Source organism: Streptomyces finlayi (assembly GCF_014216315.1).
In the GTDB taxonomy this organism is placed as follows: domain Bacteria; phylum Actinomycetota; class Actinomycetes; order Streptomycetales; family Streptomycetaceae; genus Streptomyces; species Streptomyces finlayi_A.
In genome coordinates this window covers 1,581,717-1,595,398 of the sequence record NZ_CP045702.1, presented here as the reverse complement: position 1 = coordinate 1,595,398, position 13,682 = coordinate 1,581,717, and the positions used below count along the sequence as shown (strand labels likewise).

Sequence of the window (13,682 nt, the reverse complement as noted above, 5' to 3'; positions counted from 1 at the left end):
AGATCAGCCGGCCACTCGAACCCGTTCCAGCAAGTCTCCCACCAGGCAATAGCGGCCTCGGGCCGTCAAAGGGTGGAATTCACCGCGTACTGCTCCCGTAGTTCGCCCGCCACCCGCTTGGATGCCACACGCCGCTCCTGCGGAGTGCGAGCTTTTGGCCTCACAGGTGGCGTGGGCAGCTCAGGCACCAGTTCTTCGTCGGCTTCCGGCTCCTCAGGCGCAGGCCGAATGTCGAGCGGGCTGACGAGGTTGTGCGAGTCCACGATCGCGGCCTGCTCATCGATCAGCTTCTCGATCGATGCAGAGGACGGTTCCGGCGTCGGAGTGTTCCCGCCCGCTGCTGTCGTGCGGTCGATGAGGGCGAGCCGCGCGTCGGCTGGCGTCCTGCCCGCTGCCTTCATGAGATCCGCGCAGGCATCCGCCACCTTGGCCAGAGTGGGCCGGCCTTCCGGCGTGTGAGCGAGCATCGCTGCGAGCAGCTCCTTGAAGCCTTCCGGCACACCGCTCAGGTCCGGGCCGATCTCCGGGTTCGAGACCTGCATGGCGACGGCTTCCCACTGGTGTCCGTCGTACGGATAGTGCCGGGCCGCGGCGTATAGGAGGACCGTGCCCAGCGCGTACACATCCGCCGCCGGCGTCACCTGCGGATGCCCGCTCGCCTGCTCGGGGGGCATGCAACGCACGGTCCCGATGATCATCCCGCTGTGCGACAGCGTGTCCTTGGCAGCGTCCATGAACGCACTGAGTCCGAAGTCGATGATTATGGGGCCTTCGCTGCCCAGCATGACGTTCTGAGGCTTCAGGTCTCGGTGCAGCAGCCCCGCATCGTGTACGGCACTCAGCCCTTCGGCAAGGAGCGCTCCGAGGCTGGCCACCAGCGGCAGCGGCAGCGCGCCGTCACTATCCACGCAGTCCATCAGGGTTCGGCCAGCCACATACTCCATCGCCAGCCACGGACGATCCGCGAACGGATCGGCATCCAGGAACCGCGCCACCCGGTTGGTGCCGATCACTGTGCGAGCGATCAGAGCTTCCTTCTCGAAGCGCGCTCGCGTGACCGGGTCCAGCTTGTCGGTGCGAATGACCTTCACAGCTACGGGAGAGCCCGCGGGGGAGTACGCGAGATATACCTCGCCCATGCCGCCGGAGCCGAGCTCCCGAGCCACCGTATAGCGGCCAATCTGAGTGGGGCTCCCGGTCATGAGCTCAGTCCACGCCTTTCCACGTCAGCATCTGCTTGGGTCACTTACGCCGCTAGTTTGCCTGGTCTCCGGGCACTCATCCCAGTGGCCATGAGAAAAGGGAGAGGTGACCATGATCCGGCCTCTCGCGGACTGTGTGGCCCCGAGCACTGGACGTTGGCTTGAAATCGGCGTTTTACATGCTCATGCCCAGGAGCTTGATCGGCTTCATGATCCGCCTGCTGCAGCTCTAGAGCCATGCAGGTGGTAGGACAGGCCCCGGCTATCCAGATACTTCCGTAGGGCGGTGGGCGGCAGGGGCCCAATCCTTCAGAAGGTTGTCGGCGACGGCTTCCTCGTAGACGGCGAGCTTCTCCCTTGCCATGGTCTCGGCGAGTCTCGGGTCCCACAGCGTGTCCTGGGGCTTGCCGTCGAGCGGGACATGGTCGATGTCGGCACGGACACCGTTGAGATAGTCCGCGCTGCTCATACGCCATGGCTCGGCGCCGTAGCGGGTACGCAGTGCGTTGGTCATCGCGATGCCGGGCCAGTCGAAGTCGCCGTGGTACCGGAGCAGGCCGCCATTGTCGACGATCAGGCGGGCAAGGCGGTGGAAGGCGGTTGAGGGGCGGCCTTCTGCGCAGATCAGTGGTGGGCTGCTCGCGCCAAGTTCGCCAGCGGCGCGGCGCAGTACGGCGGGGTTCTCGCAGACGTACACCGTTGGCAGGTTCACGGTGATCGGCAGGGTGATGAGCTGGTGAAGGGTGATGTGGAAAGGGGTGCCGTAGCGGGCGGCGTCGCTGAGCCACTGGCCCAGCCCTTGTCCGGTCGCGGGGAGGTTGAGGACGAGGACGCGGCTGGCCAGGTCGTCGACGATGACGTCGAAGGCGTCCCACAACTCGCGCCGGGCCTCGGCTCCTGATTCGAGTGGCATTCCGCGTGCCATGGCCAGGGCTCGCAGGACCAGGGTCGGCAGAGAGCCGCGGCCGGGGTTGAGAGCTTTGGTGTCCCCTGTGGTGGCGTCGGCCAGTGAAGGCAGCATGACCGGGGGTGATCCGCTGGGTCGGCTGTTGAGGAACTCCAGGACGCGGACAGCCTGGCTGAGGAGGTGGGTGTCCTTCTTGTTGATCAGCCCGGTGATCGTGCCGTCGGATGCGAGGCCGGCTAGCCATTGCTGGTACCAGGAGTGCTCGGTGTGCAGGGGGCTGGTCTCGCCCTCGGCCAGGATTCTCTGCCGGGCTTGTTCGAGTGTGGTCCGTTCATCGGCGCGGAAGCGCAGCTCTGGGCCGATCCGTTCCAGGACATCGCGGAGTGACATGCCCGCGACGTTGCGGATGCTCTCCTCCAGCGCCGCGAGGGGGATGGTGATGCGGCGGATGTCGGGCGAGCGGTAGGTGCCGGTGATGCCGATGACTGCGTTGCGTTCGGCTGTGGTCGGGTTGGTCAGGCCGATGGAGCCCTCGATCTCACCGCCGTTGCGCTCGAGCGAGCGCCGGGCAGCGGCCAGGAGCCGGCGGAACTCAGGGCCCCGGTATCGCTCGTATGTCTCTGCTGCCTTGGTCATTCTGCTTCCTCGGCGTCGTCGCTCGTCGGCTCGTCGTCGGGGATGTCACCGAGCAGTCCTGTCTGCGCGGGGACGTGGCGACGGGGTGTGAAGCCGAGGAGTTCGGCGGCCAGGTCGTCGGATCCTGGGTATTCGAGGTCGTCGAGGATCTGTTCGCCGTCCCAGACGAGCAGCATGGCGGAGACTGTGTGGGATGCCTCGTCGTGCTTCATGTCGTAGTGCGAGATCTGCGGCACCTCGGGGTAGGTGATCCACAGGTCGTAGCCGGTCATGAAGAGGTCGAGGTCGAACTTGGCGGTGAGGGCGAGAAGGTCGGGGCGGTACTTCTCGTCGATGCCGGCGAATGCCTCGTCCAGCGCGATCAGGCGCGGGCAGGTGGGGTATGCGGAGCTGTACTGGGCGTGGGCGGCTGCGAAGAGCGGCAGGTGGATCGAGGCGGACTTCTCACCGCCGGACATCACGCTGTGCTTGGCCTTGGTGAGGACCTCCCCCTTCTTCTTCTCCTCCGGGCTCATGCCCTGCCGGAACAGGCGGAGTTCGAACCTGCGCCAGGCGCGGTAGTCCAGGACTTCGGCGATCACCTGCTGGTAGCTGCGCTTCTTGTCGGCAGCGGCCTTGGCGCGGATCTGGCTGCGCAGGTGGGAGCGGAGTTCGGCCAGCCCGGCGGGGCCAAGGCCGGAGGCGTCCTTGTCGAGCAGCCTGTTGACGGCCTGCTGGGAGTCGGTGAGGGCGTCGGATACGACCCAGTTGATGCCAACCGTCGCGCCGGAGGACATCGGCTTGGCCCGGGTATCGGCGTCCATGCTTTTGACCAGGTCGCGGGCGGCGATGGTGCGGTCGTGGATCTGCTGGGCCAGTCCGGTCAGGAGCCCGTCCTCCAGGACGGTGCGTTCCTTGTCTTCCAGCAGCACACTCTGGTCGGCGAGCTGTTCGGCCAGACGGCGTCCGAAGTCCGCTACGGGTGCGGGTCCTTCGCTGTCGGTGACCCGGGCCAGGATGATGTCGCCGGACGGCTCCCACTCGAAGAGGTAGCCCTGGTCGGATTCCAGCAGGGCTGACTCCAGCGTGGTGATGGCGGTGGAAATCTTTGTCGTGACGGTCTTCAGGAGGCTCGCGGTGATCGGGCGCCCACGGGTCGCCTCGTCGAGCGCGGTGATCAGTGAGGCGACGGATTCGGGGACGACGCTTCGGGCGGCCTCCGTGCCCGTGAGGGAGGTATCGGGCGAGGTGAGGCTGTCCATGAGAGCTTGGACTGCCTGCTCGGGACTCGGCCACATGTCGTGCGGTAGCCAGAGGGCGTCTGCGGTTGCTTCGAGCAGGCCGAGAAGGTCGGGCCGGGCGTACGGCTCCAGCGTGAGTGTGGTGCGCACCTGCTCGGCCACGGCCGTGGCCAGTGCTGCACGGCCGAACTCCAGGGCGTGGTCAGCCTTCAGAAGCCGGTCTCGCTGCTCTTCCGCATCCTTCTTCGCACGGCCGTATGTCGTCTGTGCCTCCGCGAGCTGTTCTTCGGAGTCCGCGATCTGCTGGAGAATCTCCTGCAGAGGGGCTTCGAGCGTTGCCTCCTGGGTCCGCAGACGCTCCTCCTGAACGGCGAACTCGTCCCTGCGCGCCTGCAGCGCCTCGGCCTGCTCCGTACAGGACTCGGTCTGCTCGTCGATGATCTCCTTGCGGCCGGCGATGTCGCGCTCGGCGGCCTCGGTCTGCTCACGGCAGGAGGAGAGCGCTTTGCCGGCGTCGGCGAAATCGTCGATGGCCTGGGCGACGTTGTCCAGTTCCTCTCGATGCGTGGGCAGTCGCGCGGCCGTGGCGGCATGCCGAAGCTGCCGGTTCTTCTCATGGGCCCGGGCGATCGCCCCGTCGAGTCGCTTGCGTGCTTCGGTGAGGCGGCGGCGGGCTCCGGCGACCTTTTCCGCCACCACCGCGACCTCACGCACGGCTTCGGTGATCGCCTGGGTACGGGGGAGCTCGCGCCTGGCGCGGTCGAAGTCGTCGAATGCTTCGTGCGCGTACCGCTGCTGTTCCTCGATGCCGGCGAGCTCAGCTTCCAGGGCGGTGATGGATTCTTCGAGGCGTTCCAGCCGTTCGCGCCGGCGGGCGGCCCGTGCGGTGGTCCCGATGTACTCGGGCTGTGCCTTGGGATGCGCACCGACCTGGACGCCGAGGCAGAAGTGCGACCCCGTGGTCACCAAGGGAGCAGAGAGCGCATCGTCCGCTGCCGGGGCGTCGTCCATGACGGCGATGGAGGCCAGAACAGCCTGGACGGTGGCAGAGGTGACGTGCTGCTGATCTTCGACGAGCAGGACATCGGCCAGAGTGCGTCCGGTGGGGCGCTGAGCGGGAGGCAGCGGGCGCAGATAGGCGTCGGCGACCTTGGCGTGCAGAGCCTGGTCGGTCAGTGCAGCGTCGGGGTGCAGCCAGGCGGTAAGCAGGCCGGCCGCGTATAGGGCGCCTTCCACCGCAGCCGCGTGGCCGTCGGAGATGTGATCGGCGAACCGTACGAGCTGCCACAGCGGGGCGCCCGGCCGCTCATCGCGGCTGGCAGGGCGCAGGTCACTGGAGGGGGGTGCATCGTCGCCCTCGGCTGCCACGGTGTCGTGCTCGGCCTGCCTGGCTCGCAGAGCGTCCGCAATGTCGCTGTGCTGCCGCTTCAACGTCTCAACGCGGGAAAGTGCGTGGGTACGGCGCCGGTCGACGAGGTTATGGAAGACCTCCGGCAGCGGGGCCGCTTCGGGTTCCTCCACGGCGCCGATGGCAGCTCGCAGCATGTCACCGTCGGCGGCGACCAGGACCGCGGTGTCGTCGCTGCCGCTCCAGCGGCCGATGAAGTCGTCCAGTTCCTGCCCGGTCTCGACGCGGGCGGTGGTGAGCTTCTCCGCTGCCGCAGCGGACTGCCGCTCGGTCTCCGTCAGCTCGCCACTCGCCGCGTCACAGTGCTCCTGCTCGCGCTCTTGGTCCTTCGTGGCGCTCTCGAAGGCCCCGAGCAGGTCGTGGACGTCCTGCAGTTCGCTGCGACGCGCGGCAACCCGACCCGCGATATGCGTGTCCAGCTCAGCACCGAGATCCAGCGTGTCGTCGTCGTGGAGGATGCCGCAACGGCGCGCTGCGTCCATGAGGCCGTGGGTGTGCCGGGAGGCTGCCTTGCGCAGTTCATCGTGCCGATGGAGGGCGCGGTCCGCCTCCCGCTTGAGAGTGGCCAAACTCTCCTGGGCCCGGTTGAGGTGGCGTTCACTGCCGGCGATACCCAGGCGGTCGGTGCGTACGCGCTCGCGCAGCTCCTTGAGCCCGTCCTGCTTCTTGATGGCGTCGTGGTTCTTGTACTCGGTCAGGCGGGCATCGATCTCGTTGCACCGGCGTTCGCCGGTATCCCGCTCCTGCTGTGCCGCGGTCAGCTGCTGATCGGCGGAGCGGCGGTCGCCTGCCGCTTCCATGATTGTCTCGCAGTGGGTGGCCGTGTCCTGGATACGCCCGGAGACATGGTCGACGCGGTCACGGGCATGGGCGCGCAGGTAACTGGTGTATTCACGCAGGAAGTTGCGGACCGCGGTATCCGCCCCCATAAGGGCGTTGAGAAGCGCCTGGATCTCGGCGAGGTTCTCGAAGTCACGGGCGGCCTGGAGAACGAGGGCCTCATCGACGGGGCGCAGTCCGGCAGTGAGGGTGTCGGACACCTTGACCGGGTCGAGGTCCTTGGCCAGCAGAGGGCGCCGCAGTTGGAGCAGAAGATTGACCAGCTGGTTGTAGCGCTCGCGGCCCAGCCCGAACAGCCGGTCATCGATCGCCTCACGGTATGACTCCGCCGTGGGGTAGGTGGTCCCTTCCCCCAGCAGCTTCTTCAGGGCGTTCTCCCGCAGCGGGCGCGAGGCGGCATCCAGCAGACCGAAGTCGATGCCGACCCTGCCCTCGGCGACGAAGAAGAAGCGAGCCGGCGTGGACATGGGCTTCGTCACCCGCATGCCGATCCCTACGGTGACGGCTTCAAGGACCTCATCATCGGGTCCGGTGCGGGCGAACTCCATCCATACATAGCCGTAAGCGGACTCCTGCTCCTTGTAGAGCAGGTTCGACTTCATGGTCCGCTCCTCGCCGCTGAACGGATCAAGACGCCGCGCGTCAAGGACACCGTCCAGTACGAGGGGGAACAGTACTTCGAGTGCCTTGGTCTTCCCGGAACCGTTGTGCCCGCGCAGGACCAGCCGGCCGTCGGCGAAGACGAACTCCTCATCGGTGTAGTCCCAGAGGCCGATCACCCCGGCGCGCGTGGGCTTGAAGCGAACCTCCGGCTGGTCAGCGGTGCGGGAATGAGGGATGAGCGTCATCGAGAAGTTTCCTCAGTGGGGAAGTCGAGAGCGAACTGGCCGTCGAGCGCGGGACGTGGCAGGACGGCGGTGATGTTGCGGTAGCGGCCGGCCGCGGGCCGCACCAGGACCCCGCCGGGGACGATATGGACAAGGCGCAGGTCTGCCAGGAGCGCGATCGCCTCTGCCAGCAGCCCGCCGGGATCGGCCTGCCATTTGTTGGTGAAGGAGGAGGGGCCGAACTCTTCGTAGAGTTCGGTGATCATCTGCTCGAGCGTGCCGTGTTCCACAAAAGGCAAGCCCGTCTGCCCTTCGTGCTCTGTGGCGTCCGGATCGGCCTCGTCCGCCTGTTGACCGGTGTCCGCGTGGGGGTCATAAGCGAGGGCCTCGAGCGTGCCGGCCTGCGGTAGGGCCATATCGATACGGCTCAAAAGATCCGCGTGTTCCCCTCCCGGATCGGCGGGCAGCAGATACTGGAGACTGCTGGCTCGGTCCGGGTCCTCCCGCAGGTCTGCGATCTTCGCGAGCATCAGCCCGGCGGTACGGTTGACCGCTCCGCCGCGGCCGGGGAACCGCTTGTCGGTGAAGTGCCCAGTGGTGTCGACGAGCATGATCCCCTCGGCTCGGCGCTCGATCGGCAACCCGGTCAGCCGTTCGATGTCCTCGGCCAGGGTGGGCTGGCGCAGTGCTATCGCCGTCTCTGTGTCGGTGTCGCCGAAGTAGACCACCGGGTACTCGATGAGCAACCGCCGGGCTCGCTGGGCAGCGAGTCGCCGACGGGGGTCCCGTCCGGTGCTGATGGTCGGCGTGTCCAGCAGGCCAGCAGCGCTGACCAGGTGCTGCAGGGGCTTGTTCGGCCGGAACAGCGCCGCGCAGGTGTCGTGGTCGATGTCGAACAGCGCGTCCCCACGGTCGGGGTCACGGGCCCAGTCCTCCATGGACCCGTCGGAGATCCGCAGCGCACCGCGGTCGACCAGCCAGTCCACCACGTCAACGACCGCGTCCTTGTGACCCGGTGCGGTCGCATCGAAGCCAAGGTGCTCGATCGTATTGGCGGAGGGCGCGAGGAGTTTGACGAGATCGGCGAGGTTGATCTCCACACGTGACCGGTGCAGGCACGCGAGGATCAGACAGAGGTAGGCCAGCCGTCGTCGGTCGAACGGCTTCTTGCTCTTCACCGTGAGGAATGCCTGGCTGGCATCGAAGGTATCCAGCCGGCGCAGCAGCCGTGCGTGACGGGCGCTGGTCTGCAAGGAGTAGCCGAACAGGTCCCGGAAATCCTTGGCCAGTTCGTCGCCCCACTGCAGCACCAGCGCAAGGGCCTTGGCCCGCGGGTAAGTCTCGTTGACGACGCCGTGCAGCAGCATGAGCCGGGCCGCTTGCTGGTACGAGCCGAGGTCCGCAGGCTCCACAGTTGCGGCTACGCGATGGGCGGGCATCAGGACGTCTCCGTTCGGCGCCGACGCATCGCACCATGGGGCTTGATCTCCAGAGTGAAGCCGGGCAGGTGCAGTGTGCCGGTCTCGGTCCGCAGCTGGCTTCCGCGCTCGCTCGGGACCAGGCGCAGCGTCAGGACGTCGCTGCTGCCGGTCCCCGAACGCAGTCGGCCCGCCACAATCGTCCGCGCCTGCAGAGCACGGGTCAGCAGCTTGAGCACAGCACGGGTCTCCGCCGCGTTCAGCACCCGATCGTGGGGCCCATGGTCCAGAAGATCCGTGGCGGCCTCCCGGTCCGCGGCCCGATCCGCCAGCTGCTGCTCACGCAGCCGGGCATGGGCGCCACGGCTCGCACGGACCGGCTGCGGGCCACCCGGGGCCGGCCGCTTGCCATGCCTGAACAAGCTGATGCTGACCTCCACCCCGGGCGCATCCCACCACGTCGACCGCGGCGAGATCTGGTCACCGTCGTCATGCGCGCCCGACAGATGCCGCACCGAGCGCAGGTCGAAAGCGGCGGACACCAGGGCGTTCGCCGCCTGCTCATCCGGCGCACCCGCTGCCCAGGCTGCGAGATGGCGCAGCTGGGTGGTCCGGCTCACCCCGCCTCGACGCGACTCCGTCACCTGACGCAACAGAGCGATGACACCGGAAATAGCGGTGCGGGTAGCGCCTTGCAACTGGGCGGCCTTGGTCTCGGCAGAGCCTTCGGCCAAGAACCACTGGCGGAGCCCCATCCAGCGCCGCCGCCAGTCCTCACGCCGCGCGGCCGGACGCATCATGGGCCGCTCATCTACAGCGGCGGCCCGCTCCAGCAGGGTCTCCACCCCGCTGTCTTCCACCTCGTACACGGCCTCGGCCAGCCGTGGCGCGTAGCGTTCCAGCTCTGCTGTGAACTCACTCATGTGCGCCAGCAACGCGTGCTTGTAGCGCAGGAATGTCTCTGGGGAGATATCTGTCGTACGCGCCACATCGTTGAGGGTCAGATAGAAACGCGCCGCCCGCTGCGTAATGTCCTCCAACACGCTGTCGAGACGGGCGAGCTTGCGGTACACCTCATCCCGGTCGCCCTCCCGGTTCGCGGCCGCCAGCGCCTTGAAGTCCGCCAGGATGTCGGCGAAGACCAGCCGTGACAGGTTCGCGTCTTGCACACGGGAGCCGATGACCTCCTCCACGGCGCAGTAGACGCGATAACCGATCTCCGTGAACTGGTAGACCGACTGCCGGTTTCGGTATGCGGCCAAATTGCCGCACCGCAACGGGTCCTCCACTCGGTAGAGGACCTGCTCATTGTCCGCGGAGAGGTTGTCGAGCATGGCCCGCAGGCGCAAGTCTCCGGCAGACGGCACCTCGTCATGGGCTGCCGCGAGCTCGTTGAGCGCGCTCGCCACATCGTCGGGGTGGACCTGCAGCTGATGTACGGCCCGCAGTACGTTCATCGCCCGCAGCACCCACAGATACGCCACATGGTCATCACGCTGGGTGAAGTTAAACAATCGCAGGCGGTCGCCCACCGTCAGCGAATCAAGATCGAATGACTCGGATACTCCCGAGTCATCTCGCTGGAACACCAATGTCGCCCCTCATCTCACTTCGTATTGCGCACACCTTGACAGAAGGCACTGACAATGACCGTGGAATTCGAACTAATGACCTATGTCAGGTGTGGCTATTGGCGGATGTATTGGAGCCCCGGGGCCCGCTTGAGGTCGAGAGTGAAGCCGCTCACCCCGCCTGTGCAATCGGGCAGGGTGAGCGTGTACCCATTGCCGGAGTAGGTGTCTGGTCCGGAGCGGATGAGTGGGTCTCAGGTGCCGCGACGCCACAGGTGGAGGGCGTCCGTGGTGCGCGTGAGCCTCAGGCTGCCGGGGGCCTGGTCGCAGGTGAAGGTGCCGATGTCGGTGTGCGGGCCGGACTCGCCCTGGGCGCGCGGAGCCTGGCGGGTCGGCCGGCGTATCTTCGCTGCCTCTGCGAGGACCTGGCCGTGGTCGCGTGACGGATGGACACGGAGGTTCTGGAGTACGGCGACGGTGATGTGATCGGCCGGGACGTCAGTCTTGTTGGACAGGCAGATGACACGCAGTCCCCCTGATTCCAGGTGCACTGCGACGGAGAAGCCCTGTTCGTGTCCGTAGTGGAAGACAGCGGCGTCAGCGCCGCGAGTGCTGGCGTAGAGGCCGGGTCCGTACAGGTAGGGCATGTGATCGCTTGGCGTGTACGCAAGCGTGCCTGGGCCGGTGGGCCCCGATCATGGAGAGACTTGAAGCCCCGTACGGAACCTGCGCTTCCCTCGCTCCGTGCGTGCGAAGAACTACCTCGGGCGGCTGAACCGGTCCCATGTCGACCGATATGTCAGGCCGCGGTGGCGGCCTCGGGCCCTTCCACGGTCGGGGTGTTGAAGTTGAGGCCGTTGTTGAGGAGTGTGGCGGCTTTGGAGACGGATCCGGGGAGGAGGTGGCGGTAGGTGCGGAAGGTGATGTTGATGTCGGAGTGTCCCATCCAGTCCGCGACGTCGGTGATGGGGATGCCTTGTCCGAGGGCGTTGGAGGCGAAGTAGTGGCGGAAGCTGTACATGGTCATCCCTTGGGGGATGTGTTCCGGCTTCTGCTGCTGGAGGTTGGTCCACCACCTTCGGAGGGTGGTGGGGGAGAGGAACGCGTTTCCGGTGCTGGGGCGCATGGTCTTGAGGAGGTAGCCGCCTTGAAAGGTTCCGTGGGTGGCGGCGTAGTGTTCGATGCTTTCTCGGGCGAAAGCGGGCAGGGGCACCTCGCGGAACTCGCCGGTTTTCCTGTGCTTGAGGGGTTCCAGGGTGACGGTGCGGTCGTGGACCTGCTGGTGCACCCGGTAAACGTCCTTGGCGACCATGTTGTTCGCGTTGACGGCGAGGGCCTCGCCGTTGCGCAGGCCCATGCCGGCCATGAGGTCGACGATGAGGCGGAAGGCGTCGTCGTCGCGGGCCGCGCGCAGCAGGCCGACCTGTTCCTTGGTGGGGATCACGGTCGGGCCCGGGCGGTACTCCGGCGGGCTGACATCGAGCAGCGGGTCGAGACCTATTATTCCGCGCCGGTGCGCGTCCTTGAGGATGCCCTTCACCCGCAGGAAGACCTGCGCCTGGGTCGCGGCGCCGACGTTGCTGCGTTCCATGGCGGTGATGAAGCGCTCCACCACGAAGCTGTCGAAGGTGTGCATCTTCCGCGAGCCGATCTCCGGATAGGCATGGGTGCGCATCCGGGACTCGGTCGCGGCCTTCGTGCTGCCGGTGAGACCACGCTTGCGGGCGAACCATGCCTTCGCGTACTCCTCGAAGGTCATCTCGCCGAGCGTCTCCTGCTGTTCGGCGACACTCCTCGGCGTGGTTTTGCGGGCTGTGTAGAGCGCGGTCAGGCGTTCGATGGCCGCGTCCTGGGTGGGGAAGCCGGACTCCTCGGACTGCCTGCCGCGGGTGTTGCGGAAGCGGATGGTGTAGGGGTGCGGGCAGCCGGAGGGCCGGCGGCACTCGCAGGGCTTGAAGAAGCTGCCCATGCCCCGCGCAAGCTTGTTCGACATGATCGAGATGGTTCCTTCTCAGGGGTGGTCGCGACCGGTAAAACCGGCGCTGACCTGGGACTCTTGCTGACCTTTTGCTGACTCGCTGACCAGCAGCAGGCATCTGACCTGCATAAACCCTAAATCGGGGCTATAACAGCCTGATCACGTGATGGCATCGGGACGCTCCGCCCGTCATTTCGGTGCCCGGGAGCGTGCCATCATCGAGCATCGATCGACCAGTGGAGTCCGAGTTGGGAGGGCGCGTGGCGATGGAAGCCGGCCCTCGCGACACAGACCGAGACGCACCGGACACGCAGCACGAGGCGGGACGCTTGAGCCCCGACGGGCCCGACGAGCTTGACGTGACCCCTGAGGTCGAGGTCGAGCTGCGCCCCGCACGCCGACTGCGTATCTGGCAGCTCGCACCGATCGTCATGCTGGCCGCGGTCGGCTCGCTGATGTTCGCCTTCCCGCTCGCCTTCGAGTTCGGTGACGGCGGTGCCATCGTCGCGATGCTGGGCCTGCTGATCAGCTGCTGCGCCGCAGGGTGGGGCATGATGGCCGCCCGCCGCGTCGGCCACACCTGGCCCGGCCTGCCCGCGAGGGGCACCGGTGAGCGTCCCGACTGGCGTGTGATCACCCTGTACGTCGCCGTGGGCGCCGGACTGGTCGCGCTCGCCGTCTGGCGCGTGGCGCGCCTCCGCTGATCCGTACCTCTCTCCGCGTTCCGCCTTCGCGGGCTGCCGGTGCGGGCTCGTACAGTTGCTCCGTGAGCACTTCGCAGATCGCCTTCCTCAAGGGCCACGGCACCGAGAACGACTTCGTGATCGTTCCCGACCCGGGCAACGCCATCGACCTGCCCGCAGCCGCCGTCGCCCGTCTGTGCGACCGCCGGGCCGGCATCGGCGGCGACGGCGTGCTGCATGTCGTACGGTCCGCCGCGCATCCCGAGGCTCGGACCATGGCGGCCGAGGCCGAGTGGTTCATGGACTACCGCAACGCGGACGGCACGATCGCCGAGATGTGCGGAAACGGCGTCCGGGTCTTCGCCCACTACCTCCTGCGGGCCGGGCTCGTCGAGGAGGGCGACCTGGCCGTCGCCACCAGGGGCGGCGTCAAGCAGGTCCACATCGCCGAGGACGGCAGCATCACCGTCTCCATGGGCCGGCGCCTGCTCCCCGAGGAGCAGGTCACCGTCACGGTGGACGGCCGGAGCTGGCCCGCTCGCAACGTGAACATGGGCAATCCGCACGCCGTGGCGTTCGTCGAGGACCTCGCACACGCCGGTGACCTGTACGCCGCGCCGGAGTTCGCCCCCGCCGCCGTCTACCCGGACGGCGTCAACATCGAATTCGTCGTGGACCGCGGACCTCGCCACGTGGCGATGCGCGTGCACGAGCGCGGGTCCGGCGAGACCCGCTCCTGCGGCACGGGCGCCTGCGCCGTGGCTGTCGCGGCCGCCCGCAGGGACGGAGCCGACCCCGCGCTCACCGGCAGCCCTGTGACGTACACGGTGGACCTGCCGGGCGGCACGCTGGTGATCACCGAGCACCCGGACGGTGCGATCGAGATGACCGGGCCCGCTGTCATCGTCGCCGAAGGATTCATCGACCCGTTGTGGCTCGAAACCGTGATCGGTTAGAGCTTCGCTCGAATGGGTGATCCGTTTCACGCTGAG

The 13,682-nt window shown here is 67.2% G+C and carries 9 protein-coding genes; 2 read left to right on the top strand and 7 right to left on the bottom strand.

Annotated elements, in window-relative coordinates; all coding sequences use genetic code 11:
- Positions 1-65: 65 nt before the first annotated feature.
- From F0344_RS07195 to F0344_RS07165, 7 genes are all read right to left on the bottom strand, one after another.
- Positions 66-1,202 (bottom strand): serine/threonine-protein kinase, encoded by a 1,137-nt coding sequence (locus tag F0344_RS07195; protein ID WP_185297983.1) that lies wholly within the window; start codon positions 1,200-1,202, stop codon positions 66-68.
- A 262-nt stretch (positions 1,203-1,464) separates the two neighbouring features.
- Positions 1,465-2,745 (bottom strand): TIGR02679 family protein, encoded by a 1,281-nt coding sequence (locus F0344_RS07190; protein WP_185297982.1) that lies wholly within the window; start codon positions 2,743-2,745, stop codon positions 1,465-1,467.
- Entirely contained in the window at positions 2,742-7,061 is a 4,320-nt protein-coding gene (locus tag F0344_RS07185; RefSeq protein ID WP_185297981.1) for a TIGR02680 family protein, read from the bottom strand. The genes F0344_RS07190 and F0344_RS07185 overlap by 4 nt, the downstream gene beginning before the upstream one ends.
- A complete protein-coding gene (locus F0344_RS07180; protein WP_185297980.1) occupies positions 7,058-8,479 on the bottom strand; it encodes a DUF2398 family protein in 1,422 nt (473 codons plus the stop codon). Before F0344_RS07180 ends, F0344_RS07185 begins: the two co-directional genes overlap by 4 nt.
- The gene (locus F0344_RS07175; RefSeq protein WP_185297979.1) at positions 8,479-10,047 is read right to left on the bottom strand and encodes a TIGR02677 family protein; all 1,569 of its coding nucleotides are present in this window, start codon (positions 10,045-10,047) and stop codon (positions 8,479-8,481) included. The genes F0344_RS07180 and F0344_RS07175 overlap by 1 nt, the downstream gene beginning before the upstream one ends.
- Before the next feature lie 236 nt (positions 10,048-10,283).
- On the bottom strand, positions 10,284-10,676 hold the full coding sequence (locus tag F0344_RS07170; RefSeq protein ID WP_185297978.1) for a hypothetical protein: 393 nt from the start codon (positions 10,674-10,676) through the stop codon (positions 10,284-10,286).
- Positions 10,677-10,828: 152 nt separating this feature from the next.
- Positions 10,829-12,022, bottom strand: coding sequence for a tyrosine-type recombinase/integrase (locus tag F0344_RS07165; protein WP_258049731.1), 1,194 nt, complete (start codon positions 12,020-12,022; stop codon positions 10,829-10,831).
- Between the two features lie 251 nt (positions 12,023-12,273).
- Between F0344_RS07165 and F0344_RS07160 the strand changes: the two genes are divergently transcribed.
- Both F0344_RS07160 and dapF read left to right on the top strand, forming a co-directional pair.
- Positions 12,274-12,711 (top strand): hypothetical protein, encoded by a 438-nt coding sequence (locus tag F0344_RS07160; protein WP_185302550.1) that lies wholly within the window; start codon positions 12,274-12,276, stop codon positions 12,709-12,711.
- A 62-nt stretch (positions 12,712-12,773) separates the two neighbouring features.
- Positions 12,774-13,646 (top strand): diaminopimelate epimerase, encoded by an 873-nt coding sequence (gene dapF, locus F0344_RS07155; protein ID WP_185297977.1) that lies wholly within the window; start codon positions 12,774-12,776, stop codon positions 13,644-13,646.
- Positions 13,647-13,682 lie beyond the last annotated feature (36 nt).